This is a genomic window from Mesorhizobium sp. M8A.F.Ca.ET.161.01.1.1 (assembly GCF_004792105.1).
Classification (GTDB): domain Bacteria; phylum Pseudomonadota; class Alphaproteobacteria; order Rhizobiales; family Rhizobiaceae; genus Mesorhizobium.
In genome coordinates this window covers 344,800-369,848 of sequence record NZ_SRTD01000003.1, presented here as the reverse complement: position 1 = coordinate 369,848, position 25,049 = coordinate 344,800, and the positions used below count along the sequence as shown (strand labels likewise).

At 63.9% G+C, this 25,049-nt stretch carries 26 protein-coding genes; 13 read left to right on the top strand and 13 right to left on the bottom strand.

What is annotated here, in order from left to right:
* Positions 1-160 precede the first annotated feature (160 nt).
* The 6 genes from EN804_RS10410 (at position 161) to EN804_RS10385 (ending at position 5,836) form a co-directional block, all read left to right on the top strand.
* A complete protein-coding gene (locus tag EN804_RS10410; protein ID WP_127873198.1) occupies positions 161-571 on the top strand; it encodes a carboxymuconolactone decarboxylase family protein in 411 nt (136 codons plus the stop codon).
* 239 nt (positions 572-810) lie between these two features.
* Complete coding sequence (locus EN804_RS10405; RefSeq protein ID WP_135919322.1) at positions 811-1,647, top strand: metallophosphoesterase; 837 nt, start codon at positions 811-813, stop codon at positions 1,645-1,647.
* The gene (locus tag EN804_RS10400) at positions 1,644-2,801 is read left to right on the top strand and encodes an ABC transporter ATP-binding protein (protein ID WP_135919321.1); all 1,158 of its coding nucleotides are present in this window, start codon (positions 1,644-1,646) and stop codon (positions 2,799-2,801) included. The genes EN804_RS10405 and EN804_RS10400 overlap by 4 nt, the downstream gene beginning before the upstream one ends.
* Positions 2,794-3,717: a sugar ABC transporter permease gene (locus tag EN804_RS10395; protein WP_135919320.1), complete on the top strand. Its 924-nt coding sequence runs from the start codon at positions 2,794-2,796 to the stop codon at positions 3,715-3,717. Before EN804_RS10400 ends, EN804_RS10395 begins: the two co-directional genes overlap by 8 nt.
* Positions 3,714-4,544, top strand: coding sequence for a carbohydrate ABC transporter permease (locus EN804_RS10390; protein WP_135916696.1), 831 nt, complete (start codon positions 3,714-3,716; stop codon positions 4,542-4,544). The genes EN804_RS10395 and EN804_RS10390 overlap by 4 nt, the downstream gene beginning before the upstream one ends.
* A gap of 26 nt (positions 4,545-4,570) precedes the next feature.
* Complete coding sequence (locus EN804_RS10385; RefSeq protein ID WP_135919319.1) at positions 4,571-5,836, top strand: ABC transporter substrate-binding protein; 1,266 nt, start codon at positions 4,571-4,573, stop codon at positions 5,834-5,836.
* 53 nt (positions 5,837-5,889) lie between these two features.
* Here EN804_RS10385 and EN804_RS10380 read toward each other — a convergent pair whose 3' ends face one another.
* From EN804_RS10380 to EN804_RS10325, 11 genes are all read right to left on the bottom strand, one after another.
* Positions 5,890-6,777 carry an amidohydrolase gene (locus tag EN804_RS10380; RefSeq protein WP_189524139.1) on the bottom strand — a complete coding sequence of 296 codons (888 nt, stop codon included), beginning with the start codon at positions 6,775-6,777 and terminating at the stop codon, positions 5,890-5,892.
* The gene (locus EN804_RS10375; RefSeq protein WP_135919318.1) at positions 6,777-7,913 is read right to left on the bottom strand and encodes a VWA domain-containing protein; all 1,137 of its coding nucleotides are present in this window, start codon (positions 7,911-7,913) and stop codon (positions 6,777-6,779) included. Before EN804_RS10375 ends, EN804_RS10380 begins: the two co-directional genes overlap by 1 nt.
* 234 nt (positions 7,914-8,147) lie before the next feature.
* The gene (locus EN804_RS10365; protein WP_135919317.1) at positions 8,148-9,029 is read right to left on the bottom strand and encodes a MoxR family ATPase; all 882 of its coding nucleotides are present in this window, start codon (positions 9,027-9,029) and stop codon (positions 8,148-8,150) included.
* A 9-nt stretch (positions 9,030-9,038) separates the two neighbouring features.
* Positions 9,039-10,040, bottom strand: coding sequence for a molybdopterin cofactor-binding domain-containing protein (locus EN804_RS38660; RefSeq protein WP_135919316.1), 1,002 nt, complete (start codon positions 10,038-10,040; stop codon positions 9,039-9,041).
* A gap of 1 nt (position 10,041) precedes the next feature.
* Complete coding sequence (locus tag EN804_RS38655) at positions 10,042-11,409, bottom strand: xanthine dehydrogenase family protein molybdopterin-binding subunit (protein ID WP_127278868.1); 1,368 nt, start codon at positions 11,407-11,409, stop codon at positions 10,042-10,044.
* A gap of 12 nt (positions 11,410-11,421) precedes the next feature.
* Positions 11,422-11,904 (bottom strand): (2Fe-2S)-binding protein, encoded by a 483-nt coding sequence (locus EN804_RS10350; protein ID WP_135919315.1) that lies wholly within the window; start codon positions 11,902-11,904, stop codon positions 11,422-11,424.
* Positions 11,905-12,013: 109 nt separating this feature from the next.
* Positions 12,014-12,808, bottom strand: coding sequence for an FAD binding domain-containing protein (locus EN804_RS10345; protein ID WP_135919314.1), 795 nt, complete (start codon positions 12,806-12,808; stop codon positions 12,014-12,016).
* 11 nt (positions 12,809-12,819) lie between these two features.
* Complete coding sequence (locus EN804_RS10340; protein ID WP_127278865.1) at positions 12,820-13,263, bottom strand: SRPBCC family protein; 444 nt, start codon at positions 13,261-13,263, stop codon at positions 12,820-12,822.
* Positions 13,264-13,376: 113 nt separating this feature from the next.
* Positions 13,377-14,204 carry an AraC family transcriptional regulator gene (locus EN804_RS10335; RefSeq protein WP_127278864.1) on the bottom strand — a complete coding sequence of 276 codons (828 nt, stop codon included), beginning with the start codon at positions 14,202-14,204 and terminating at the stop codon, positions 13,377-13,379.
* A 175-nt stretch (positions 14,205-14,379) separates the two neighbouring features.
* Positions 14,380-15,378 carry an ABC transporter permease gene (locus EN804_RS10330; RefSeq protein ID WP_135916686.1) on the bottom strand — a complete coding sequence of 333 codons (999 nt, stop codon included), beginning with the start codon at positions 15,376-15,378 and terminating at the stop codon, positions 14,380-14,382.
* Between the two features lie 52 nt (positions 15,379-15,430).
* Positions 15,431-16,174 (bottom strand): ATP-binding cassette domain-containing protein, encoded by a 744-nt coding sequence (locus EN804_RS10325; protein WP_135919313.1) that lies wholly within the window; start codon positions 16,172-16,174, stop codon positions 15,431-15,433.
* A 446-nt stretch (positions 16,175-16,620) separates the two neighbouring features.
* Here EN804_RS10325 and EN804_RS10320 point away from each other — a divergent pair, with 446 nt between their 5' ends.
* Both EN804_RS10320 and EN804_RS10315 read left to right on the top strand, forming a co-directional pair.
* Entirely contained in the window at positions 16,621-17,610 is a 990-nt protein-coding gene (locus EN804_RS10320) for a sugar-binding protein (protein WP_127280594.1), read from the top strand.
* Between the two features lie 188 nt (positions 17,611-17,798).
* Positions 17,799-18,581 carry a FadR/GntR family transcriptional regulator gene (locus EN804_RS10315; protein WP_127280593.1) on the top strand — a complete coding sequence of 261 codons (783 nt, stop codon included), beginning with the start codon at positions 17,799-17,801 and terminating at the stop codon, positions 18,579-18,581.
* An 18-nt stretch (positions 18,582-18,599) separates the two neighbouring features.
* On the opposite strand, the gene EN804_RS10310 is transcribed toward EN804_RS10315, so the two are convergent.
* The gene (locus tag EN804_RS10310; RefSeq protein ID WP_135866269.1) at positions 18,600-19,538 is read right to left on the bottom strand and encodes an NAD(P)-dependent oxidoreductase; all 939 of its coding nucleotides are present in this window, start codon (positions 19,536-19,538) and stop codon (positions 18,600-18,602) included.
* 120 nt (positions 19,539-19,658) lie between these two features.
* On the opposite strand from EN804_RS10310, the gene EN804_RS10305 reads away from it, so the two are divergent.
* The 3 genes from EN804_RS10305 (at position 19,659) to EN804_RS10295 (ending at position 22,032) form a co-directional block, all read left to right on the top strand.
* Positions 19,659-20,555 carry an NAD(P)-dependent oxidoreductase gene (locus tag EN804_RS10305; protein ID WP_127279251.1) on the top strand — a complete coding sequence of 299 codons (897 nt, stop codon included), beginning with the start codon at positions 19,659-19,661 and terminating at the stop codon, positions 20,553-20,555.
* A 100-nt stretch (positions 20,556-20,655) separates the two neighbouring features.
* Positions 20,656-21,432, top strand: a complete 777-nt coding sequence (locus tag EN804_RS10300) for a FadR/GntR family transcriptional regulator (RefSeq protein WP_135919312.1) — start codon at positions 20,656-20,658, stop codon at positions 21,430-21,432.
* 156 nt (positions 21,433-21,588) lie between these two features.
* Positions 21,589-22,032 (top strand): SRPBCC family protein, encoded by a 444-nt coding sequence (locus tag EN804_RS10295; RefSeq protein WP_135919311.1) that lies wholly within the window; start codon positions 21,589-21,591, stop codon positions 22,030-22,032.
* 41 nt (positions 22,033-22,073) lie between these two features.
* Here EN804_RS10295 and EN804_RS10290 read toward each other — a convergent pair whose 3' ends face one another.
* Complete coding sequence (locus tag EN804_RS10290; protein ID WP_135919310.1) at positions 22,074-22,364, bottom strand: DUF3175 domain-containing protein; 291 nt, start codon at positions 22,362-22,364, stop codon at positions 22,074-22,076.
* A gap of 177 nt (positions 22,365-22,541) precedes the next feature.
* Here EN804_RS10290 and EN804_RS10285 point away from each other — a divergent pair, with 177 nt between their 5' ends.
* Positions 22,542-23,771: an MFS transporter gene (locus EN804_RS10285; RefSeq protein WP_127279255.1), complete on the top strand. Its 1,230-nt coding sequence runs from the start codon at positions 22,542-22,544 to the stop codon at positions 23,769-23,771.
* Positions 23,772-23,931: 160 nt separating this feature from the next.
* Positions 23,932-24,960 (top strand): LacI family DNA-binding transcriptional regulator, encoded by a 1,029-nt coding sequence (locus EN804_RS10280; protein ID WP_135919309.1) that lies wholly within the window; start codon positions 23,932-23,934, stop codon positions 24,958-24,960.
* Positions 24,961-25,049: the final 89 nt, after the last annotated feature.

Here is a 25,049-nt window from a genome sequence, read left to right as displayed (position 1 = left end):
CCTGCTTCGCCCAGGGATGACGAAGTTTAAGTGCTTCGGCCAACCTTCAAGGCGCCACGCCATTGAGCGCCAAAAACCGAGTCAAAAAAGTTGGTTAGCCGCCGCATTTGCTCGAAACTTGTTTCAACGACCTTATTCATCCAAACGAAAGGACCCGATCATGGCCACCACAAAGCTCCTCAGCGATGCCGAGGTCGAGAAAATCCCGGCGGTGAAGGCGGTGTTCGACGACATCAGGGCGACGCGCAAATCGGATTTCGTCAACAATTTCTGGCGTGGGCTCGCCAATGATCCGGCGGCGCTGAAGCGGATCTGGGAACAGTTGAAGGCGGTGATGGTGGCGGACAGCACGATCGATCCGCTGACCAAGGAAATGATCTACATCGCGGTGTCGACGGCCAATGGCTGCTCCTACTGCGTCCACTCGCACACGGCGGCGGCGCGCGCCAAGGGCATGACCGACGCGCAGCACGGCGAGCTTGTGTCGATCATCGGGCTCGCCGGCCAGACCAATCATCTGGTTACGGCGATGCAGATTCCAGTCGATCCGCAATTCGAGGTGAAAAGCTAGAGCCGTTCCGGGAAACGCGCATAGCGGCCTTCCATCTGAAATTACGCAAAAACAAAGAGTTAGAGCGGTTCGGCAATTCTATCGCACGCTGAACCGCGCCGGCGGCCAGCCGGCCCATCGGCGCGATGGGAACATTTGTCCCCACGCTGTTAAGGAAGTGACATGTAACGGCACTAAGGAAGCCACACGCGAGGTCGCCCGGTGGTTTTCCGGCAGCAGGCTCTCGCAGTGGAGCCGGCATGAAAATCGTCCAGATCACCGATACCCATTTCAGCCCGACCAAGCCGCATTTCAACGGCAATTGGCAGCCGCTCGCCGCCTGGATCGAGCAGAGCGCTGCGAACCTCGTCATCCATACCGGCGATCTCAGCGTCGATGGCGCAGACAAGGATGCCGACATCAGCTTCTGCATGGACCTGATGCGGGAAATCTCAGTCCCGATGCTGCTTGTGCCCGGCAATCACGATGTCGGCCATCTGCCCGGCTCCTTGCAGCCGGTCAATGCGGAACGTCTCGAGCGCTGGCGCCGGCTGGTTGGTCCCGACTATTGGATGGAGGACGCCGGAAACTGGCGGCTCATCGGCCTCGACAGCCTGCTGATGGGCTTTGATGATGCCGAAGAAGAGAACCAGTTCGAATGGCTGCGTGCGGCGCTGGAAAGCCGAGGCGGCCGGCGCGTCGCGCTCTTCGCCCACAAGCCCTTGTTCATCGATGAGCCGGGCGAGGGCGACACCGGTTACTGGAGCATCCGCCCGGCACAGCGGCAGCGTCTCTACGATCTGATCGCCGCCCATGATGTCGCGCTGTTCGCCAGCGGGCACTTGCACCGGGCATGGCAAGGCAAATACCAAAACACTTCGCTGATATGGGGTCCGTCGGCTGCCTTCGTCGTCGGGGACATGGAGCGCGACATGCCGGGCGAGCGGTTGCTCGGCGCCGTCGTGCTTGAGTTCGGCGACACGGTCACCAGCGAGATCGTCGCAATTCCCGGCATGACCGTCCATGTCCTCGATGACGTGGTCGAGGAGGTCTACCCGCACGAGGCGCGCAAGGTCCGCGGGAAGGTCGCGTCATGAGCGCGCTCTCGCTTCGCGGCCTGAACAAGGCCTTTGGCGGCAACGCCGTCCTGAACGGCGTCAGCCTCGATGCCGAAGCGGGCGAGTTCATCGCTCTCGTCGGCCCCTCGGGCTGCGGCAAGAGCACCTTGCTGCGCATCCTTGCTGGGCTCGATCATGCCGACAGCGGCGAGATCTTCGTTGGCGGCAAGGACATGTCGGCGGTCGCCGCGGCCGATCGCAACATCGCCATGGTGTTCCAGTCCTACGCGCTCTATCCGCATCTGACGGCCGGCCAGAACATTGCCGTTCCGCTGGCCATGAAGCGGTTGAGCCGGACACAGCGCCTGCCGCTGGTCGGCTCGGCCCTGCCGGGCCAGAAGGAGATCCGGGCCGGGATTTCGCGCGATGTCCGCGAGATGGCGACGGTGCTCAAGATCGATCATCTGCTCGACCGCAAGCCTGGTCAGATGTCAGGTGGGCAGCGGCAGCGCGTCGCGCTGGCGCGCGCCATGGTGCGCCATCCCAGCATCTTCCTGATGGACGAACCTCTGTCCAACCTCGACGCCAATCTGCGCGTCCATGCCCGTGGCGAGATCGTCGAACTGCACCGGCGCGCCGGCGTGCCGACGCTCTATGTGACGCATGACCAGGCGGAGGCGCTGTCGATGGCCGACCGCGTGGCGGTGATGATCGGCGGCAATCTGCTGCAACTCGCCGCGCCCGAGGCGATCTACAACGATCCCGCTCATATCGAGGTCGCCCGCTTCGTCGGCCAGCCGAGGATCAACATCATCTCGGCGCTCGCCGAGAATGGCCGCGTCGATTTCTCGGGCATCCGGCTTGCCCTGCTGGAGAAAGTGGCGAACGGCCCGGTCAGCCTCGGCATCCGGCCTGAATTCGTCAAGCTGTCGCCCAGCGGCCGGAGCGGGCTTGCCGGACGCATCGAGCGCCTGGAATTCCTCGGGTCGGAAGTCATTGCCCATTGCCGGCTCGACGCTTCCGGCGACGTCGTCATCGCCAAGCTTGCGCCGCATGAGGCGAGGGACCTGATTGCGGGAATGCCGGTGGGTATCCTTCTGTCCCCCGAACAGGCCATGGTCTTCGGGCCGGAGGGACGGCGGCTGCGTACGGCAAGTGCCGCGCCAACGCGGCAGGAGCCGGCCTATGTCTAGCATCGTGCTGGCGCGCCGCGCTTCGGATGCAGCGGCACTTCATCGGCGCAGCGAAGACCGCACCGCCTGGCTGCTGGCGGCTCCGGCGATCGTGCTGTTGCTGCTGTTCGTGCTGCTGCCGGTGGTTGCCGTCATCTTCCTCGGCTTCACCGACTTCGAACTCGGCTATGGCAAATTCCGCCTGGTCGGCTTCGAGAACTACGCGCATCTGATCACCGATCGAACCTTCCGCAAATCATTGTGGAACACATCGGTCTATACGGCGATCGTGGCACCGGTCTCGATCGGGCTCGGTCTCGGCGTCGCCTTGCTGATCGAAGGTGAACCGCGTGCGCGCGGCTTCTTCCGCACCGTCTATTTCCTCCCCGTGGCTTCGCTGATCGTCGCCATGGCGACGGTCTGGCAATATCTCTTCCACCCGACGATCGGGCCGATCAACGCGCTGCTTTCCCTCGCCGGCATTCCCGGTCCGAACTGGCTCGGGGCCGCGAACACCGTGCTCTACAGCCTGTCGATCATCGGCATCTGGCAGTCGGTGGGTTTCAACATGGTGCTGTTCCTGGCGGGGCTGACGGCTATCCCGCGCGAGCTCTACGCCGCCGCCCACGTCGATGGCGCGAAATCGGCGCTCGATCGGTTCTTCCTGGTCACCTGGCCGATGCTCGGACCGACGACGCTGTTCGTCGTCACCATCAGCATCACCAATGCGGTGAAGGTTTTCGAGACCGTGAAGATGCTGACCGATGGCGGTCCCAACAAGGCGTCCGAAGTGCTGCTGTTCACCATCTACCAGGAAGGCTTCGTCTATCTGCGCGTCGGCTATGCCTCGGCGATGACGGTCGTCTTCCTGGCGATCCTGGTCGTGCTGATGCTTCTCCAGTACCGCGTGCTCGACCGACGGGTGCACTACACATGACCAGCATCCCGGCCGGCCGCCTCATCCGCTTCGCGCTGCTTTCGCTCGGCGCGCTGATGATCCTTGCCCCCTATATCTTCATGATCTCGACGGCGGGCAAGACGCAGAGCGACATCTTCACCTCGTCGCTGTCGCTCATCCCCGAGCATTTCTACTTCGCCGAGAATTTCGCCAAGGCGTTTGCCAAGGTGCCGATGGCAACGCTGCTGTGGAACGGCGTCATCGTGTGCGGCCTGATCTTCTTCTTTCAGGTGCTGGTCGCCATCCCTTGCGCCTACGCCATGGCCAAACTGAAATTCCGCGCGGCGCGATTTATGATGGTGCTGGTCATGCTCGGCCTGCTGGTGCCGATCCACGCCACGGCGCTGCCGCTCTATGTCGCCTTCGACAGGATGTCGCTGTTGAACAGCTATACCTCGCTGGTGGCGCCTTTCACCATTTCGGTGTTCGCGATCTTCATGTTCCTGCAGTTCTTCCGCGCCATGCCCGACGATCTCATCCACGCGGCGCGGCTCGACGGCATGTCAGAACTGGGCATCGTTGCGCGCGTCATCGTTCCCAACGCCTGGCCGGCCGTCACCGCCTTCGCGATCTTCTCTGTGGTCGCGCACTGGAACGACCTTTACTGGCCGCTGATCGTCGTCAGCAAGCAGGCCTACGCCACGCCGCCGCTCGGCCTGATGTATTTCCGCGCCGCGGAGGCGGGCGACGACTACGGCGCACTGATGGCCGCAACGCTGATCATCACCCTCCCACTCGTCGTCGCCTTCCTGTTCGCACAGAAGCGCTTCGTCGAAGGCATCACCATGACCGGTCTCAAAGGCTGACCGGGTCGAACCAGGAGCACGAGCACATGAAGCAACTTCCCAGGATTCTTGCAGCGGCGGCGGTCTCGCTGACCTTCGCCCTTCCGGCCTATGCCGACACGACGCTGACGGTTCATTATCCGATGCCCGGCTTCTTCAAGAACGTGATGGACACGATCTCGAAGAAGTTCATGGCAGAAAACCCCGACATCAAGATCCAGTTCGCCAGCCCGTCCGCCACCTATGAGGAAGGCATCCAGACCATCCTTCGCCAGGCCGGCACCGACGAGATGCCCGACATCACCTTCATCGGCCTCAATCGCCTGCGCATGCTGAACGAGCGCGACGTTGCCGTCGATCTTGGCCCGCTGGTCAAGAAGGAAGGCAACATGGCGGAGCTCGGCTTTTCCGACACGATCCTGAAGCTGGCGCAAGTCAACGGCAAGCAGATCGGCCTCGCCTTCGCCACCTCGAACCCGATCATGTATTACAATGCCGACCTGGTGAAGGCCGCCGGCGGCGATCCGGACAACCCGCCCAAGACCTGGGACGAGGTCATCGCGCTCGGCGGCAAGATCAAGGCGCTCGGCAAAGGCGTCGACGGCATCGACTTCCGCTGGCAGGGTGACGACTGGATGTTCTCGGCGCTGCTGTTCGGCGCCGGCGGCAAGATGCTGAACGAGGACGAAAGCAAGGTCGCCTTCAATGGGCCGGAAGGCGAGAAGGCCGTCGAGATCCTGGAGCGGATGGTGAAGGAGGGCGGCATGCCGGTCTTCACCAAGCCGGCTGGCGAGCAAGCGTTCGCGGCCGGCAAGGTCGGCTTCGAATTCCAGACCACCGGCGCCCTGGTCAACACGATCAAGAATGTCGGCGACAAGTTCACGCTGCGCACGGCCAAGATCCCGCTGATCGATCCGATCAACGGCCATCTGCCGACCGGCGGCAACGCCGCGGTCATCCTGACCAAGGACGCGGCCAAGCAGGACGCCGCCTGGAAGTTCGCGAAGTTCGCCGCTGGTCCTTATGGCGCGTCGGTCGTCGTGCCCGGCACGGGCTATGTCCCCAACAACGAACTGGCGGCGAAATCGCCGGAATATCTCGGCGATTTCTACAAGAAGAACCCGCTGTTCCAGGCTGGTCTGAGCCAAATGCCGCTGATGGTTCCGTGGTATGCTTTCCCCGGCACCAACGGTGTGAAGGTGACACAGACCATCGTCGACAATCTGTCGCGGATCGTCGACCAGTCGGCAACGCCCAAGGAGGCGCTCGGCGACGCTGCAAGCGACGTCGAAGGCATGCTGCCCACGCAATAAGGAAGCACGGCGGCTCTTCCTTCTCCCACAAGGGGGGAAGGAAGACCGCTGCGTTAAGCCGGCCGATACACCCGCTCCGCCGTATTCCAGAAGATATCCGCCTCGGCGGCCGGACCGTGCTTCGCCACCGCATCGCGGTGCGCCTTGATCAGTTCGGCGTGGCTGGTCCACAGCTTTTCGATCGGGAAGTTCGAGCCGAACATCAGGTGATCGGTTCCGAGAATGTCGATCGCGTTGTCGACGATATAGGCGATGAGAGCCGGGTCGTTGCGGTGGACGAAAGTGCCGAGGCCGGAGAGCTTGGCATAGAAATTGGGCGCAGCCGACAGCGTGCGCAGGCCGGCCTTCCAGGCCTCGGTGGTTTCCGTGTCCATGCCGGTCAGCATGCCGGCATGGGTGAGGATGAATTTGGTTTGCGGATTCTCGCCGACCAGCGCCAGTCCGTCCTTCATCTGGGCGGGGAAGAGCTGCAGGTCGAAGGACAGGTCGTAATCTTTCAGCCGCGCGACATTGGCGCGCACTCTCGGGTCGATCACCTGGTCGGCCGAGGCAGCGAAGCGGAAGGCCGGCGTCTCGTGCCAGTGCAGCTGCATGCGCACGCCGCGCAGCAGCGGATATTTTTTCAAGCGGTCGATCTGCGGCCTGACATCGTCGACCGTCATGTCGGCATAGCCGACGATAGCGTGCGGCCAGCCGGTCTCGTCAGCCGTTTTCTGCAGGAAGGCGACTTCCTTTTCGAAATCCTCCTTGGCCCAGTTGGTCTGGACATAGACCGCTTTTTCTACGCCGGAACCCTGCTGGTCGGCAAGAAACTCCCCGATCGGATAATCGCGGCGGATCGGCTCGTAAGGGCCGAAGATGCGCGGCACCATCGGCCCGACCAGCCAGGGCTGGTCCTGCTGGCGCCAGATGTGGAAATGCGCGTCGATGGCTTTCTGCATCACGATACCCTCTTCCAGATTGCCGCCGCCACGGGCGCGGGGCGGGCAAGCGACAGGATGAAATCGGTCAGACCGGCAAGTGACGAGCCGTCGACCAGATCGTCAAGCACTGGCAGGATGGCGCCGAGCGCGGCGGTCTCCGGCCGGAAGCGAGGGTCGCCGGCCAAAGGGGTCGCCAGCGACAACCGGAAGGCGCGGGCGCTCAGCCGGCGGATGGCCGTTTCCAGTTCGGCATGATCGCCGCGCTCCAGCGCGTCGGACAGGATGACGACGGCTGCACCGCGCGCAAAGGAGGAGAAACGCGGCACGGAGAGGAAGGCAAGCAGCGTCGGCCCCATGCGGGTGCCTCCGTCCCAGTCGTCGACCTGGGCGGCCGCGCGCGCCAGCGCCTGGTCCCGGTCGCGGACGCGCAACGCCGTGGTGATGCGGGTCAGACGCGTGCCGAAGGTGAATATTTCTGCCCGGTCAGCACCCTGAACGGCGGCATGCGCCAGCTTGAGATAGTCCGCTGTGTGCAACTTCATCGAGCCTGAAACGTCGATGAGGATCAGCAGCTTGCGCGGCACGGTCTGGCGGCGGCGCAGCAGCGGCGAGGGGACATCGCCATCGGCGCTGACGATTTCCCTGAGCGAGCGGCGCAGGTCGAGCTTGCCGCGTGAATGGGTGCGCACCGTGCGGAACGAGCGGCGCGCGGGGAGCGCGGATGACAGTTGGCGGTGAAAGGCGGTCAGCCTGTCATCGTCGCGTTGGAAGTCGCGGGTGCTCAACTGCTCCAGCGCCGAGGACAGTTCGCCGCCTTCCTGTTGCTGCTCGGCTTCGATCCGTTCGTCGTCGGCGCCGCCATCATCCTTGATGCGGGTTTCCTCGTCGGCCTCGCCTTCGGTGACGGCCGAAGTGTTGCCATAGAAATGGCTCTGGAAATGCGCTTCGAATTCGTCGCGGCGGTCGGGCGGTGGCGCCAGTGTTGCAAGGGCGGCGTCGCGGATGTCGCCCATCGAGCGGGGGCCAAGCAAGGTTATCGCCTGCATGAAGCCGGAGGCTTGTTCGGGGGCAATGGCGAAACCGTACTGGCGCAGCAGCCGGGCGAAGCCGAGGAAGGGTGCCGAGGCCGGAGGTAGGCTACGGTCGCGCGGCATGGCAGAAATATTCCGACCGTTGCGTTCCTTCGCGCCCCCCTTTGTCCTGCCGGACATCTCCCCCACGAGGGGGGAGATCGGATGTCATCCCGGCTTTCGCCAACCTCCAACGTAGTAGGATTGAGCGAAGCGCCGAGGTTGCTAATCTCCCCCCTTGTGGGGGAGATGTCCGGCAGGACAGAGGGGGGCGCTGTCCCGCCGACGTTAGAGACAGAGGCTTGTTGACTCCCCGCATCACGCCAGCGCCTCCTTGACGATGCGGCCGAGCTCCGGAGCAATGTAGGACAGGTCTTCCTCGTCCTTGATCAGCACGCCGATGGCGCGGCGGAAGGCTTCCGGCCAGGGGCTACCGCCTTTTTCAAGAATGGTCGCGGCATTGGCCCATTCGACCGCCTCGGCGATGCCGGGCGGCTTGGCGAGTGGGCGTGCTCGGATGGTCTGTACAGCCGCCGCCACGGCGCGAGCAGTGGCCTGCGCCACATCGCCGGCGCGCAGCATGATGATGGCGGCCTCGCGTTCGGCGTCGGGATAGCCGATCCAGTGATAGACGCAGCGGCGGCGCAGCGCTTCGGCGAGTTCGCGGGTGCGGTTCGAGGTCAGCACGACGATCGGCTGTGCCTCGGCACGGATGGTGCCGCGCTCGGGAATGCTGATCTGGAAGTCGGAGAGGAACTCCAGCAGCAGCGCTTCGAATTCATGGTCCGAGCGGTCGATCTCATCGACCAGCAACACGCGCTGCTGCGGCGCCTTCAGCACTTGCAACAGGGGACGGCCGATGAGGAAACGGTCGTCATAGATGTCGATCTCGTGCTCGCCGGCATGACGGATGGCGAGCAACTGGCGCTGATAATTCCATTCGTAGAGCGCGTGCGCGGCGTCGATGCCTTCGTAGCATTGCAGCCGCACCAGATCGCGCCCGAGCAGCGCGGCGATCGCCTTGGCCGCTTCCGTCTTGCCGACGCCCGGCGCGCCTTCGAGCAGCAGCGGCTTGCCGAGCCGGATAGCAAGAAAGATGGCGGTGGCGAGGCTTTCGTCGGCCAGATAGCGCGAGGCGGCGAGATGCTGTGCCACCGCCTCCGGCGAGGTCGCGACAGTCTCGGTGTTCACCTCGGGCATTTTCGGCACTCAGTTCGCTTGCGCCTTCAGCGCCCGCAAAATGCGCTCCGGCGTGATCGGCAGCGTGTCGATGCGCACGCCGACGGCGTCGAAGACGGCATTGGCGACCGCCGGTATTTGCGGGTTGGCGCACATTTCGCCCGGCCCCTTGGCGCCATATGGTCCGTCGGCGGACGGACGCTCCAGAACGATGATTTCGGTCTCGGCGAGGTCGCCGGGACCGGGCATCAAATACTGGTTGAAATCGGTGCCGCCATGGTCGCGGTTGGGATAATAGGGCTCGGTCGTCTCGTAGAGTGCGTGGCTGATGCCCATCCAGGAGCCGCCGACCAGCTGCTGCTCGACCATTTTCGGGTTCAGCGCGCGGCCGATCTCGAAGACGTTCTTCACGGTGAGCACGGTCACTTCGCCGGTCTCGTCGTCGACCTCGACTTCAGCGACCGTGCACGCATGCGCGTAGCAGGTCGACGGCTTCATCGCGCCGGTTTCCTTCTCCGGATAGGAGCGGGGGATCAAAAACATGCCGCGGCCGGAGATCGAGCGGCCGCGTTTGAAATGCGCCGACAGCGCGACGTCGAAGATCGAGATCGACTTTTGCGGCGCGCCCTTGACCAATATGTTGCCCTGGCCGTCGGTTTCGAGGTCCGAGGCATTCACCTCCAGCTCTTCAGCGGCCACTTCCAGCATCACCTGACGGGCCTCCTTGGCGGCCTGGATCACGGCATTGCCAGCGCGGTGGGTGCCGCGCGAGGCGAAGGTGCCCATGCAGTGCGGGCCGGTGTCGGTGTCGGCGGTGTCGACGACGACGCGGTCGGTCGGCACGCCGATCGTCTCGGCGCAGATCTGCGCCATGATCTGCTTCATGCCCTGGCCGAGATCGACACTGGAAAGCGTCACCATGAAATTGCCGGTCGGGGTCGAATGCACCAGCGCCTGGGTCGGATCGCCGCCGAGATTCATGCCCGTGGGGTAGTTGATCGCGGCGACGCCGCGTCCACGCCGGATCGCCATCTCAGGCTCCTTTCTTGTAGGAGGACATCGCCATGTATTTCTCCGCCACCGGCCAGTTGGCGGCGCGCGCTGCTTCCTGCATGCACTCGATCAGTGCCGCGCCCTCGGTCGGCTGGCGATGCGCTTTCATGTCGCCGTCGCGATAGGCGTTGATGAAGCGGAATTCGAGCGGATCCATGCCGATCAGCCGGGCCAGCTTGTCCATCTGCACCTCCAGCGCGAAGTCGCCGATGGTGACGCCGAAGCCGCGCATGGCCGACGACGGTGTGCGGTTGGTGTAGACGCAGTAGGTGTCGATCCAGACATTGGGGATGGTGTAGGGGCCGGGATAGTGCCCGGCCCCCTTCTGCGCGCCATAGGGCGAGTGGCGAGAGTAGGCGCCGGCATCGGTGTAGCCTGTGACTTTGCGCGCTACGATGCGGCCGTCCTTCATGACGCCGTCCTTGATGACGACTTTTTCGGCCGCGCGCGGCGAGGAGATCTGCATCTCCTCCTCCCGGCTGTAGATAAAACAGACCGGTCGCCCGGTTAATTTTGCGCCGAGGATGGCGATCGGCTCGACGATGACGTCGACCTTGCCGCCAAACCCGCCGCCGACGGTGCCGCCGACGAAATGCAGCTTCGAGCCCGGCATCTGCAGGATGATCGAAGTGTTGTCCAAGGTGAAGAACATCGCCTGCGTGTTGGTGTAGCAGGTGAAGCGGTCGTTGCCTTCGGGCGCCACGACGCAGCCGGTGGTCTCGGTCGGCGCGTGCTCGATGGGCGAGGATTGATAGCTTTGCTCCAGCACGTGATCGGCCCCGGCAAACCCCGCCTCGACATCGCCGAAGCGCACCTTGCGGCACTCGCCGCTATCATAGAGGTAATAATTCTGGCCGTGATATTCGTTGACGATGGGCGCGCCGGGCTTCAGCGCTTCCTCCATGTCGAAGACCGCCGGCAGCACTTCGTAGTCGACCTTGACCTTGGCGGCGGCTTCCTGGGCGGCCCGTTCGGTTTCGGCCAGCACCGCCACCACGGCCTCGCCCTTCCAGCGCACCTTGCCGTCGGCCAGGACCGTCTCATCCTCGGGACCGATCTGGATGAGGATCAGGATGGTGTAGACATTGTGCGGCACGTCCTTGGCCGTCAGCACCTTGACGACGCCCGGATGCATCTCGGCCTCGGAGGTGTCGATCGAGCGGATGCGGGCATGGTGGTGCGGGCTGCGCACCATCTTCAGATGCAGCATGCCGGGGAAGTTACGGTCGGCGAAAAAGGTGGTTTTGCCGGTGACATGGCCGGGCGAATCCGAGCGTGGCCGGGCCTGGCCGATCTCGTGCAGATCGTCCTTGCGGACATCGGCGAAGTAGCTCTTGCGCAGTTCCATTCTTTTGGTCCCTCAGGCCGCGTTCTGCGAGTTGGCGCGGGCGGCGGTGAGCACCGCCTGGATGATCGGCTCGTAACCGGTGCAACGGCAGATGTTCCCGGACAGCGCTTCGACGACCTCGTCGCGGCTGGGGTTGGGCGTGTGGTCGAGCAGCACCTTGGCGGCCATGATCATGCCCGGCGTGCAGAAGCCGCATTGGCTGGCGAAAGTGTCGAGGAAGGCGCGCTGCAGCGGGTGCAACACGCCGCCTTCGGCAAGGCCCGATGTGGTGGTGATCGTTGCGCCGTTGCAGGTTTGGGCCAGCGTCAGGCAGGAGAGCCTCAACTCGCCGTCGACGATGACGGAGCAGGCGCCGCACGTGCCCTGGTGGCAGCCGCCCTTTGGCGAGGTGTCGCCGATCTTGTCGCGCAACGCATTGAGCAGCGTCGTGCCGCTGTCGACGAATTCGGCCTTTTCAGAGCCATTGAGCGTGAATTGAACCGGGACCTTTGCCATTCTTCCTCCTTGCGCGCCTGCCCCGCAGGGCAAGCGCGCGCCCCCCGACGTGTTCATTTTTGTGCTTGTCGTTCTCCCAGAACCGCTTCACACTTTTGGGCGACAGGCATCAGCCGAGCAGCAGCCGGCCGAGATGGACCGGCAGCACTTCGGCGCGGTACCAGGCGCTGGCGATGGGATCGGTGATCGGCGCGGCGCCTTCGGTGGCGGCGGCCAGCGCTGCCGCGATGCCGTCTTGATCAAGCGTTTTTCCCAGCAGTGCGTTTTCCGCCGCCCTGGCGCGCACCGGCCGATCGGCCATGCAGCCGAGCGCGATCCGCGCCGAGGAGACGGTCCCGTTTCCAGCCTGTTCCAGAACGATCGCAATGCTCAGCACCGAGACCCCCTTGGGCTTGACCCGAGACACTTTGAGGAAGCGGAAACTGCCGGCCCTCGGAAGCATGAAACTGACCGACGTGACGATGGCGCGGCTGTTGTCCCGCCCGGCCAGGAAGGTTTCGATGGGCGTGTCGCCGTCATCGGTGCCGACCGTTGCGTCGAGCGCCAGCAGGGCTACGGCAAAATCACCATAGGGCGACGGCGCGAACAGATTGCCGCCGACAGTCGCCATGTTGCGGATCGCCGGACCGCCGACGGCGCGCGCGGCCTTGGCAAGGGTACCAAGCTCCGGATGGCGGGCGATCTCCGCCATGGTCGCCGAGGCGCCGATGCGGACCTTGCCGCCGGACAGGGCGATGGTGGACAGGGCTGGGTCGGTGGCGCGGACAAGAGTGGCGACGGAGATATCGCCTTCATTGGCGGCTCGAACTACAAGCGTCCCGCCGCCGAGATAGCGGCTGCCAGCCGCCGTCAGCGCAGCATTGGCGTCCTTTACCGTTGTAAAAGTCTGCAGCGCCAGTGCCATGGCCCGCTCCTTCAGCTCTGGCCGGCGAAATGGGTCTTAAGGGCATTGAAGCCGCCCTGGAAGACATTGGCGCCCATGCCCTCGGCCAGCTTGTCCGCATCCTCGGGGGCCGCGTCGAAGCTGGCGGTCCATTCGGCATAAGTGCGGTCGCCGTCGGTGACGCGCCTGAGTTGCAGCGTCGCCTTGTGGTTGGTGAGCGGCTGCGGCGTCTCCAGGATGGAATAGCTGACGAGGAAATCGTCATCGGAAAAGTCGAGCAGTTTTTCGCGCAGGCGGGCACCGCTGGCGAGCTGGAAGTTGCGCACGCAGCCGATCGTGGTCGCATCCTTGCCGTCCTCGATATGGCTCTCGACCATGCGCGGGTGCCAGCCCGGCAGCCCGTTGAAGTCGCGTATGCGCGCCCAGACCTTTTCGACCGGTGCGTCGATGACGCTGGAGATGGTGACTTTGGGCATATGGTGTTCCCTTGCGGAGTTCGTTGCGGCAAGGGTAGGGCGCTGGAGCGGGCAGCGCTTATCAATGCGTCTTGAGCGCGTATCAACCAGTCTGAAAAACAGATGGCGCCGACTCAGGCCGTGGCCCGCGCGGCCTCGCGGTAGAGCGTCGGCGGCACGCCGACATGGTCGCGGAAGAAGCGCGAGAAATTGCCCTGCGTGGTGAAGCCGAGATTGCAGGCGACCGAGATCAGCGGCTCCTGCGACCATTGCAGCTGCCGCACCGCTTCCTCCATGCGCAGCGTGTTCCAGTAGACGTTTGGCGTCAGATTGGTCTGTTCCTTGAACAAGGCGAAGAAATGCGGCCGCGACAGGCCGACGCTGCGGGCTACATCGTCGAAGGAGATGCGCTCGCAGACATTGGCCTTCATCAGCTGGATCGCCTTGCGGACGCGGAAATCCTGCATGGTGCTGATGCGGCCGCGCGCTTCCTGCGGCGCCGAGGCGTCGGCGGCATCGAGCACCGAGTCGATGAAGCGCTCGATCTCGTAGTTGGCGACGTCGTCGACGCTTTCATTGTCGGTGAGATGATCGAGCAGGCTGGCGGCGGCCTGGTGCAGCCACGGCTCGAGCGCGATCGCCGCCTGTGAGAACAGCGGCGCGCTGGACGGCAGGTCGCGGCGGCGGCGCGCCCAGTCCGGGTCGATGTAGAAGGCCAGGAACAGGCCCGGCCGTCCGTCCTGAGACAGGACGTGGCTATGCGGCTGGAGCGAGTTGATGCCGGCGGCGGTACCCGGGCCGAGGCGGACCGTCTCACGGCCGATGGTCATCTCGCCGGCGGTGCCTTCGAGCCAGATGATCAGATGCGCCTCGACATGGGCATGGGTGACGAAGTCGCTCGCGACATTCAGGACAGAAACATGTCCGAACCGGCCCCAGTAGAGCCTGATCGCTTCCGTCATGGGTATATCCTCCCGCAGGCGACTGGCCTCCCTTCGCCTGCAGGGGGATTGTGCGGCCGGTTTTCGGTATCCGTCAAGGCATCGGTTGTTGGCCGGAACCAATGGCGGTCGGCTTCAGCCGATTTTCAGACTGAGCGATAGGAACCAGAACGAATTGCGCTTCGACGACGTGCTCTCAGTCGCTGCGCCTGAAATTGCGGATGCGGTCGAACAGAACCGCCAGCAGGATGGCGCCGCCGATGAAGGTGCCTTGCCAGAAGGCGTTGATGCCAAGCAGGCCAAGGCTGTTTCGGATCACCTCGATGAGGGCAGCACCGACAATGGCGCCGAAGGCGGTGCCGACGCCGCCGGCCAGATTGGCGCCGCCGATGACGGTGGCGGCGATCACTTGCAGTTCCATGCCGTTGCCGAGATTGGTGGTGACGGCGCCGAGCCACCCGGTCTCGATGATGCCGGCAATGCCGGCTGACAGCGCCGAGATCATGTAGACGGCGACCTTGATCTGCTTGACCGGTACGCCGGTCAGCGTCGCCGCGTGCTCGTTGCCGCCAATGGCGAAGATATGGCGGCCGAACTTCGTCCAGCGCAGGATGAAGCCGGTGATCAGCGCCAGGATGATCATGTAGAGCACCGGATTGGCGATGCCGAACACCCAGGCGCCGCCGCCGAGCGCCAGCAGCTTGTTGTGGTCCGGCCCGAACTGGAAGACGACGGTGTTGTTTGAGGCGACCATGGCAAGGCTACGGGCGATCGACAGCATGCCGAGCGTCACCACGAAGGGCGGAAAGCCCAGGTAGGCGATAAAAATGCCATTGAAGGCGCCGATGACGAGCGCGGTGGCGATAGTGGCCAGAATGCCGATCTCTATCGAATAACCGGCATGCATGGTGACCGCCAGCACCATCGAGCACAGGCACAGCACCGAACCGACAGACAGGTCGATGCCGCCGGTGATGATGACGAAGGTCATGCCGAGCGCCACGATGGCGACGAAGGTGATGTTGCGGGTGATGTTGTAGAGGTTCTTGGAGGTGGCGAATGCGTCGGTGGCGAAGGACAGGAAAATACAGGCCAGGATGACGGCGATCACCACCCAGAAAGTCTGGCTGGAGAACAGGCGCGACAGCAAGGTGTGCTGCTTCTGCGCGATCGTCTGGTCAAGGGTGACTGCCATTATCGACCTTTCCTGCGCTGCCGATGCGCGGTGAAATCCGGGTTCGCCATTCTCATGCCACCTGCTCGATGGCGCCGGTGATCAGCCCGGTGACCTCTTCGGGCGAACTCGACGCGATCGCCTTGTCGGCGACCTTCCGGCCGCGCCGCATGACGATGACGCGGTCGGCGACGTCGAAGACGTCGGGCATGCGGTGGCTGATCAGCACGACAGCGATGCCCTGGTCGCGCAGATGACGGATGAGGTTCAGCACTTCGGCGACCTGCCGCACCGAGATCGCCGCCGTCGGCTCGTCCATCAGCACGATCTTGGCCTGAGACAGCATGGTGCGGGCGATCGCCACCGCCTGGCGCTGGCCGCCCGACATCTGCTTGACGAGGTCGCGCGGGCGGGTCTCGGATTTCAGTTCGGCGAAGATCTGGCCGGCGCGCTTGTACATGGCGGCGTAGTCGAGGATGCGGAACGGGCCGACGCCGCGGCGCAATTCGCGGCCGAGATAGACGTTGGCCGCCGCAGTCAGATTGTTGCAGAGCGCCAGGTCCTGGTGAACGATCTCGATGCCGTGCTGGCGCGCCTCGACCGGCTTATGCAGGATCAGCTCCTTGTCATCCATCCGCATCGTGCCATGGCTCGGCCGGAAATTGCCGGCCATCATCTTGACCAGCGTCGATTTGCCGGCGCCATTGTCTCCCATCAGGCCGACAACCTGTCCGGGCTCGATCGACAGCGACACGTCGTTGACCGCCTGGATGGCGCCGAAATGCTTCGAGATGTTGGTGAGTTCGAGAACCGCCACCAGTCTTTGCCTCCCATATCAGGCCCATCCGCCCGCGGACAGGCGACGGCATCCATTCGCCTTCCCAACTCCTCCCGGGACAGCGATGCCGTCATTTACGCGAATGGCGTCGCGGGCGTCAATTGTCGACGGGCAATTGTCAGACGAATAGTGGCGCGCTGTTTTTGAAAAATCAGTTTTGTAGGACAAATAGCAATTGACGTTGGCGGCAAGCCGTTATTAGTTGAGCGTCGGAGGAAGACATGCGGGCCTTGACGACGCCATCGGCGGCGCCACCGTTCGGAAGGTTTTGGCGATCGTGCGGCGTCATCGCTGAACTGGTCGCATCTGAAAATGCTTATCGGCCTGGCCGGATTGAATGAGCGCACGCGTCTCAGTCATCTCGCATCCTGGCTGGTTTGTGTGGCGGGCACGCCGTGTCCGTCTGTTTCCAAGGGAGGACTGACATGAGGAAAACAGTATTGCTCGCCGCCGTCGCCGCCATGGCGCTGGGCGCCGGGCCGGCTTTGGCCAAGAAGCAGCTCGTCATCGTGGTGAAAGGTCTCGACAATCCGTTCTTCGAAGCCATCCACCAGGGCTGCGAGAAGTGGAACAAGGAAAACGCCAGCTCGGAATATGAATGCTTCTACACCGGCCCGGCATCGACTTCCGACGAGGCCGGCGAGGCGCAGATCGTGCAGGATATGCTGAGCAAGGCCGACACGGTGGCGATGGCGATCTCGCCGTCCAACGCGCCGCTGATCGCGCAGACGATCAAGAGCGCCAATCCGTCGATCCCGATCATGACCGTCGACGCCGACCTCGCCAAGGAAGACGCGGCGCTGCGCAAGACCTATCTCGGCACCGACAACTATCTGATGGGCAAGAAGATCGGCGAGTACATCAAGAAGGCCAAGCCGAACGGCGGCACGATCTGCACCATCGAGGGCAATCCGGCGGCCGACAACATCCTGCGCCGCGCGCAAGGCATGCGCGACGCGCTGACGGGCAAGGAGGGCCTCGCGGCCCTTGCCGGCGAAGGCGGCTGGACGGAAGTCGCCGGCTGCCCGGTGTTCACCAATGACGACGGCGCCAAGGGCGTTCAGGCGATGACCGACATCCTCGCCGCCAATCCCAAGCTCGACGCGTTCGGCATCATGGGCGGCTGGCCGCTGTTCGGCGCGCCGCAGCCCTATCGCGACCTGGTCGGACCGCTGAAGGACCGGCTGGCCAAGAACGACTTCGTCATCGGCGCCGCCGACACGATCGGCGACGAGGTGGCGATCGCCAGGGACGGCCTTGTCACCGCGCTGGTCGGCCAGCGGCCCTTCGAAATGGGCTACAAGGCGCCATCGGTGATGATCGACCTGGTCACGGGCAAGAAGGTTGACGATCCGGTGTTCACCGGCCTCGACGAATGCACCAAGGACACGGTCGACACCTGCATCCAGAAGTAGGGTTTTCGATCAGGGGCGCCCGCCAAGCGGGCGCCCCTCCACCTCGTCGGATGATTTGGGCAGACGCTTCAGGGGCCAGCGGCTCCGGCTTTGTCGCGCCCATGGTTTGGTTTTTCGGCAACGGGATCGGCACGCCGCGCGGCTCCGGATCAATCCGGGCGACAGACGGCCGACCTATTGGAACGTGGATGCCGGACGAAAAGGCAAAGAAACAGGCTGGTCGGGCGAAGGCGCAAGCCAACCGCGATACGGCGGTCGTCCGCAGGGCGGATGCGGCGCACTTTCCCGGGTCCAGCGTTCATGCATCGCTCGCCAGCGAGATCGGGCTCAGAATCGTGCGCGGCGACTATCCGCCCGGCAGCATCTTGCCCAATGAGGCCAAATGGGCCGAAACCTTCAATGTCAGCCGTTCGGCGGTGCGCGAGGCGATCAAGATGCTGATGGCCAAGAGCCTTCTGGCATCGCGTCCCAAGATCGGCAGCTGGGTCGAGCCGAAGGAGCGCTGGAACCTGCTCGACCGCGACGTGCTGGCCTGGTACGCGACCGCACCGGATCGCGAGGCGTTCCTGCGCACCGTGCAGGAGTTCCGTCACATCATCGAACCGGAGGCCTCCGCCTTTGCCGCGATGCGGCGCAGCGACGAGGAGATGGCCGAGATCAGCCTGGCGTGCCGCGAGATGGGGGAGGCGGCCAACCTGGCCGAGCGCATCCGTGCCGATACGCGCTTCCACCTCGCCATCCTGCGGGCGTCGGGCAACGACCTGCTGGTGCCGCTCGGCGTGCTGATCGAATCGGCGCTCGACCATCTCTTCGCTTTCACCACGCGCCAGGTCGGCGATCAGCGGCGGGCGCAGAATCTGCACGAGGCGATCGAGAAGAGCATCCGCCTGCAGCGGCCGGCAGCCGCCCGCAACGCCGTGCACAAGCTGCTCGCCGACACCGATGAGGGGATCGGAAGAGGCCGGCGGTAAGGCCAGCCGTCCGGGGCCTTAGATCGTCTGCTTCTTGCCATCCTTCATCGGCATCAGGTCGATACCATTCACCTTGGCGATATGGGTCGCCAGCATCGGCACGAACTGCTCGGCCGGCCCGGTGGCATGGGCGCCGGCGAAGGAATTCTTGGTGGCGTTGCCGAGCGGGTTGGCGATGCCCGCCGCGCCCGCCATCGATTCCAGATAGGTCAGGTCCTTGAAGGCATTGGCGATGGTGAATTTGTGGGCGTCGCGGTCGCCTTCCAGCGTCCAGCGCATGAAGGTCTGGTAGAAGCCGCAATCCATGCGGCCGTTGCGGATGACGCTGTCGAAACGCGGCGGCGAGATGCCGACCTTCTCGGCCAGCGCCAATGCCTCGGAATAGATGGCGGCGTAACCGAGCGAGATGAAATTGTTGAGCAGCTTCATGCGATGGCCGTCGCCGGTGTCGCCGATATGGACGATGCGGCCAGCCCAGGTGTCGATCACCGGCTTGACCCTGGAGAAGACGGCGTCGGGCGCGCCGACCATGGCGTCGAGCGTGCCTTCCCACGCTTCCTTCGGCGTGCGGCTTAGCGGCGCGTCGACATAGTCGACGCCGAGCGCCTTGAGTTCGGCCGCGAGCGCCACCGTCGAGACCGGATCCGAGGTCGAGCAGTCGACGACGACCGACCCCTTCTTCAAACCCTCCTTGAGGCCGCCGGGACCGCGAATAATGGCCTCCACCTCGCGCGAGCCGGTGACGCAGATGAAGACGATATCGGATGCGGCCGCCACGTCTCGGGAGGTCGATGCCTCACGAGCGCCCCGGCCGAGAAGATCCTCCGCCGGCTTGCGGTTCTTGCGGCCGAGAAAGGTCAGGGAATAGCCCTTGTCGACGATGTTCTTGGCGATGCCGTGACCCATCAGGCCAAGGCCGACAAAGCCGATTGTCTCGCTGGTGGCGGTGGTGTTCATGCTGTCTGTCCTGTCCTGTGATTATCGATAATGTTGCCGCTGTTTTAGCCATAGACGGTTGCAGAAAGCAATATTGTCTGACAATAGACGTAAATCCCAGGACTTTCGTGGAGACCAGAAATGACCAAGCGGATCATGTTCACCGGCGGCAGCGGCAAGGCTGGACGCCACGTCGTGCAATATCTGGTGGAGCAGGGCTGCCAGGTGCTCAACATCGACACCAAACCGCTCGACAATCCCAAGGTGCGCACGCTGATCACCGACATCACCGACAGCGGCCAGGTGTTCAACGCGCTGTCGAGCTATATGGGGCTGCACGAATTCGATCCGTCGCTGCGGCCGCAGCCCGTCGACGCCGTGGTGCATTTCGCCGCCATCCCACGCATCATGATCACACCCGACAACGAGGTGTTCCGCATCAACGCGATGGGCACCTACAACGTCATCGAGGCCGCGGTGAAGCTCGGCATCCGCAAGGTGATCATCGCTTCCAGCGAGACGACCTACGGCCTGGTGTTCGCCAACGAGCCGCGCGACCCCACGCATTTCCCGCTCGACGAGGAGTATGACGTCGATCCGATGGACAGCTATGCGCTGTCCAAGATCGTCAACGAGAAGACGGCGCGCGCCTTCGCGCAGCGCAATGGCACGGACATCTATGCCTTGCGCATCGGCAACGTCATCGAGCCGCATGAGTATTCGCTGTTTCCGAAATGGTTCGCCGATCCGGGCTTTCGCAAACGTATCGCCTGGAGCTATATCGACGCGCGCGACCTTGGCCAGATCACGCTGCGCGCCATCGAGAAGGATGGGCTGGGCTACCAGGTATTCAACGCCGCCAATGACGACACCTCGTCCGATCTGCCGACCGCCGAACTCCTGAAGCGGTTCTATCCCGGCGTGCCGGTCAAGGGCGAACTCGGCGAATACGAGACGCTGCTGTCGAACCGCAAGGCGCGCAACATGCTCGGCTTCCGGCCGGAGCATAGCTGGCGCAAATACGTCAAGACCGCCTGAGCGAGGTCGAATCGCGCTGGGTTGTGCATAGAAGCCGGCTTTGCCGCCCAATGGCCGCACCGCGCTTGACAGCTTCCCTAAACCGGCCTTTCTGGAATTCATGCGGGACGCGAGGCCGAACAAGGAAAAATCGCCCAAAAAGGCTGAAGCCGGCGAACGCCCGGCAGGTGTTCGCCGGCCCGACGCGGCGCGCATTCCCGGCTCCAGCGTACACACGTCGCTGGCCAGCGAGATCGGGCTCAGAATCGTGCGCGGCGACTATCCGCCCGGCACCATCCTGCCCAACGAAGCCAAGTGGTCGGAGACCTTCAGCGTCAGCCGGTCGGCGGTGCGCGAGGCGATCAAGATGCTGATGGCCAAGAGCCTGCTGGCATCGCGCCCCAAGATCGGCAGTTGGGTCGAACCGAAAGAACGCTGGAACCTGCTCGACCGCGATGTGCTCGCCTGGTACGCGACGTCGCCCGACCGCGAGGTGTTCCTGAGGACGGTGCAGGAATTCCGCCACATCATCGAGCCGGAAGCGACCGCCTTTGCCGCCATGCGGCGGACCGACGAGCAGATGGCCGAGATCAGCCAGGCTTGCCGGGAGATGGGCGAGGCGAAAAGTCTGCAGGAACGGACCCGCGCCGACACCCGCTTCCACCTCGCAATCCTGCGTGCCTCCGGCAATGACCTGCTGGTCCCGCTCGGCGTGCTGATCGAATCCGCCTTCGATCACCTGTTTGCCTACACGACCCGCGAACTCGACGATTTGCAGCTCGCCCAGAAGATGCACGAGGCAATCGAAAAGAATATTCGCCTGCAGCGGCCGGATGCGGCGCGCAATGCCGTGCGCAAGCTGCTGGCCAATACCGACAACGTCATTCGTTCGCGATAGAACTTCAGCGACACAGCCATTTGCGCGGGTGTTTCCGCCTTGCCGGCTCGAAGCAATTGAGGCCGCCACCGTCAAAAAACTCAAAAGCCTGTGTCGGATCGGCCGTGTGATAACCGTCCTTGGGGTATCGAACAGAGACCACGAAGGAGTATCGACATGCCCAGCACCGTTCGTCTGCATCGCGTTCTGACCACCAGCCCGGAGAAGGTCTACCGTGCGTTCCTCGAGGCCGATGCGCTTGCCAAATGGCTTCCGCCGAACGGTTTCACCTGCACGGTCCATCACTTCGAGGGCAAGGTCGGCGGCACGTTCAAGATGTCGTTCCGCAACTTCACCACTGGCGACAGCCACTCATTTGGCGGTGAGTATGTCGAGCTCGTCGCGGGCGAACTCCTGCGCTACACCGACAGGTTCGACGATCCCAACTTGCCCGGCGAGATCGAGGTGACCGTGACGTTGAAGAAAGTGTCCGTGGGCACCGAAGTGAACATCACCCAGGCCGGTATCCCGGATGTCATTCCGGCGGAAGCTTGCTATCTCGGCTGGCAGGAATCGCTGCGGAACCTGGCCAGGCTCGTCGAACCCGACATCAAGCAATAGGACGCCCTGTCCAGTCAGGAGCCATTGGCGGGCGAGGGCGGCTAGTCCTCCTTTGGCCGCCCGAATGCTTCGCGCAGTTCGTCCTTGGCGTCCTCGAGGACCTTCTTGCGCGCCGCGGGCAGGTTCTTGCCGGCCCTGTTGATGTAGAAATTCAGCATCGACATGGCGGACTGGAAGGGTTCGGCCTTGCGGCGGTGGCTGTGTTCGGCCGACCGCTTGAGCGAGGCGGCAATCTTCTTGGCGTCGTCGGATTCGAAGACATGCTCCTCGAGATCCATCGCATCGCTGTGCTCGGTTACCTCGGCCGACCATTTCTGCTTGGTGGCGGTCATGGCTGGACTCCTTTGCGGGGTTGCTGATCGGAAACTCCACACATGGATGTCGGTTCCCACCTGCCTTTCCGCTCTGGAGCCACGGATTTGCCTGTCGTGGCGCTGCTATGGACGGGGAATGCGCGGATAGTGGCGACAACGGCGACCGGTTTTCGAGACCGCCGACAGGAAACGCCTTTGACCCGAACCGACTTGAGCCGGCCCAGTCCCGGTATCGACAGTTCCTACGCCTGGATGCGGCTGGCCATCTCGATGCTGCTGGCGACAATCGGCGCGGTCGGCATGTGGGCCGTTGTCGTGGTGCTGCCGGCGGTACAGGCCGAGTTCGGCGTCGACCGCGCCGCGGCATCCATGCCCTACACCGCGACCATGGTCGGCTTTGCCGCCGGCAATGTGCTGGTCGGCCGCGCCATCGACCGCATGGGTTACTGGATTCCGGCGCTGTTCTCCTCGATCGCGCTCTCCGCCGGCCTCCTGCTCGCGGCGCTGTCGACCTCGATCCTGCAATTCACCCTTGCCCAAGGGGTGCTGATCGGTCTCGGCACATCGGTGATCTTCGGACCGTTGATCGCCGATATCTCGCACTGGTTCAATCGTCGCCGCGGCGTCGCCGTCACGGCGGCGGCGGCCGGCAATTACCTCGCCGGAGCGATCTGGCCCACCATCATGCCGACGCTGATCAAGGCGGAAGGCTGGCGCTTCACCTATGCGGCAATCGGCGTCTTCTGCCTGGTCACCATGGTGCCGCTGGTGTTGTTGCTGCGGCGCGGCGCGCCGGAAGCGGCTGCCGCCGGCTCGCCCGGAAGCCGGTCGGTGCAGCCGATTCCTATGTCGCCGGGGGCAATGCAAGCGCTGCTGGTCGTCGCCGGCTTGGGTTGCTGCGTGGCGATGTCGATGCCCCAGGTTCACATCGTCGCCTATTGCATGGATCTTGGCTACGGCATGGCGCATGGCGCCGACATGCTGTCGATCATGATGGCGGCGGGCGTCGTCAGCCGGCTTGCCTCGGGCTTCGTCGCCGACCGCATCGGCGGCGTCAAAACCCTGCTCATCGGCTCGGTGCTGCAATGCCTGTCATTGCTGTTCTATATCCCGTTCGACGGGCTCGCCTCGCTCTATGTCGTGTCGCTGGTCTTCGGCCTGTCACAAGGCGGCATCGTGCCTTGCTATGCGATCATCGTGCGCGAGTACCTGCCGGCCAAGGAGGCCGGCCAGCGTATCGGTATCGTCATGATGGCGACGATTTTCGGCATGGCGATCGGCGGCTGGATGTCGGGCTGGATCTACGACCTGACCGGCTCGTACGCCGCCGCGTTCCTGAACGGCATCGCCTGGAACCTCTTGAACATACTGGCGATCGGCCTGTTCATGTGGAAGGCGAGGCACAGGGCCGCCTTAGCCGCCTGAGGAAGGCCAGGCACAGCCACTCAGTGGCTCGGCTTGACAACAGCCAGTCCCTGCGCGACGCCAGGGGCCGATGGGTGCGGCAACAGGCCGGTGAGATGGCGACAGCTGGAAATATCGCATTGCGGGCGCGCTTCGATGGCCATGCGCATGGGCCAAGGCCTTGATCAAGCCGCGCTCGCGCCGGGGCGGTGGCCGCCCGACCATATCGGATGTGGCACGCAAGGCAGGCGTCGGCGCCATCACCGTTTCGCGCGCGTTGCGCGAACCGGAGCGCGTTTCCGAGGAACTGCGCCGCCAGATCCTGGCCGCCGTCGAAGAGCTTGGCTATGTGCCGGACCCGAACGCACGCGCGTTGGCCTCGGCGCGAGCGGAAGTGTTCGGTGTGCTGGTGCCTTCGCTGACCAACAACGTCTTCGCGGAGGTGGTGCGCGGCATCTATGACAGCCTGTCGGACAGCCCCTTCCGCATCCAGCTCGGCAACACGCATTATTCCGGACTGGAGGAAGAGCGGCTGCTCCAGCTGTTCGGCTCCCAGCGGCCGGCAGCGCTGATCGTTGCCGGCATCGACCAGACGCCCACCTCGCGAAAACTGTTGGAGAATGCCGGTTGCCCGGTGGTTCAGGTGATGGAGACCGGACCCGATCCCGTGGACATGATGGTCGGCTTCTCGCATCTCGACGGCGGCAGGACGGCGACCGAGCACCTGATCGAGGCGGGGTATCGCCGGATCGGTTTCATCGGTGCACGCATGGATCCGCGCTCGCAGCGGCGCCTCGCCGGTTACCACGCGGCGATGGAGAGGGCCGGGCTGTTCGACCCGCGCCTGGTCACCACCACGCCGGTGCTTTCCAGCGTGTCGCTTGGCCGTGAATTGTTCCGCGACGCCCTTGCCAAGATGCCGACGCTCGACGGCGTTTTCTGCAACAATGACGATATCGCGCTCGGTGTGCTGTTTGAATGCCATCGCGCCTCGATCGATGTGCCGAAGACCATCGGCATCGTCGGCTTCAACGATCTCGAGATGATGCAGGTGGCATTTCCGTCGATCACCAGCATCCGCACCCATCGCTACGAAATCGGCAGGCGCGCTGTCGCCATGGCGCTGGCGGCCATCGCCGGTGATCGGCCGCAGGAGCGTGTCGTCGACCTCGGCTTCGAGCTCAAGCGGCGCGAGAGCACGGCACGCTGAAGCAGTTTAGACCCTGCTGAAATCAGCCTTTACAGGCATTCTTGGTAGCGCTACCATTCGAACCGGCATCAAGTCTAAGCGCTGTTTAT